Source organism: Coprococcus sp. RTP21204st1_G4_RTP21204_210225, assembly GCF_040915385.1.
GTDB classification, from domain to species: Bacteria; Bacillota; Clostridia; order Lachnospirales; family Lachnospiraceae; genus Allocoprococcus; species Allocoprococcus comes.
Genome location: NZ_JBCPDP010000063.1, coordinates 1 through 1486, shown reverse-complemented (window position 1 = coordinate 1486; position 1486 = coordinate 1). Strand labels below are relative to the sequence as shown.

The following is a 1486-nucleotide window of genomic DNA, read 5'->3' as shown; positions in this document are numbered from 1 at the left end:
CGCAAGTTCTTCGACCCGGAGCGTCAGGCAAACGATGCCGCAAGGAACGACGCGCAGGTGTTCAACAACATCCTGAACGATAAGGTGAAGGAGGGGGTCAGCAACATCCGCAGGAACCGATACCTCACCTATTCCGTGACGGCGGACACCGCAGAAGATGCAGCGCGTCAGCTCTCCCGTATCGAGGTCGAATCCTCCCGCATCCTAAACTCCATCGGCAGCAAGGCACACCTTATGAACGGCACCCAGCGCCTTTCTGTCATCCATTCACTCCTGAACCCCTATAAGCCGTTCCTGTTCGATTACCAGCGCGATATTTCCGCCAAGCGCTTACAGACTACCAAGGACTGCATCGCACCGACGCAGATTGATTTCCGCCCGGACGGCCACTATAACGACTGCGTAAAACTCGATAACGGGGTCTACGCACAGGTACTCGTGATGAAGAAGTTCGGCTCGGAACTTTCCGACCGCGCACTTGCCGACATGGCAGACCTTCCTATCCCCATGGCTATCACGTGGTACGTGCAGCCCATGGATAAATCCAAGGCTATCAATTACGTGCGCACCCGTTCCGCATGGATTGACAAGGAAATCATCGAGGAACAGCGCTCGGCAGTGAACAAAGGCTATGACTTCTCCATCCTCCCGCAGGAGCTGAAATACTCCAAGGAGGAGACGGAGGACGTGCTCGACCACTTGCAGAACAAGAACCAGCGTCTCTATGTCTTCACGGGGCTTGTCTACACCTACGCGGAGAGCAAGGAAGCGCTGGATACGCAGGTACTTCGCATCATCTCCACGGCACGTCAGAACTCCATCGAGCTTGACACCTATGACTATCGCCAGCGTCAGGGACTTAATTCCATCCTCCCGCTCGGCCATAACCACGTGGAAATCTCCCGCATGTTCACCACGGCGCAGGTTTCCATCCTCGTGCCGTTTGCCACGCAGGAGCTTGACGATGCAGGCGGCAACTTCTACGGCCAGAACAAGCACAGCCGCAACCTCGTGGTCTGCAACCGCAAGAAGCTCACCTCGCCGATGGGCTTCGTCTGCGGCAAGACCGGCTCCGGTAAGGGTATGTTCACCAAGACCGAGATGACGGGCACCATCTTCTCCAATCCGACGGACGAGATTTACGTCATCGACCGCGCAGGCGAGTACACCGCTATCGCCGAACGCTACGGCGGCAGCACCTACCACTTCGGCGTGGGTACCGGAACCCATCTGAACCCCTTCGATACGGTATCCGTGGAACACATGACGAGAAACGAGCAGATTGCGTTCAAGGTGGACGCGATGTTAGCTCAGGCGGGCGCTTCCGCTGCCGAAGCCGGGTCGAACTTCTCTGAGGTTGACCAGTCACTCGTACAGCGCTGCACCGAGCTTGCCTTCCAGAAGGCCGCAGAGCGCGGAGACAATCTTCCGCCGACCTTACAGGACTTCTACGATGCCGCGAACGAGCAGCCGGAGGAGCAGGCAC

1 protein-coding gene is annotated in these 1486 nt (G+C 57.5%); it reads left to right on the top strand.

The features are described from left to right. A partial coding sequence (locus tag AB5213_RS17100; protein WP_368277031.1) for a VirB4-like conjugal transfer ATPase, CD1110 family occupies nt 1-1486 on the top strand: 1486 nt, incomplete at both ends.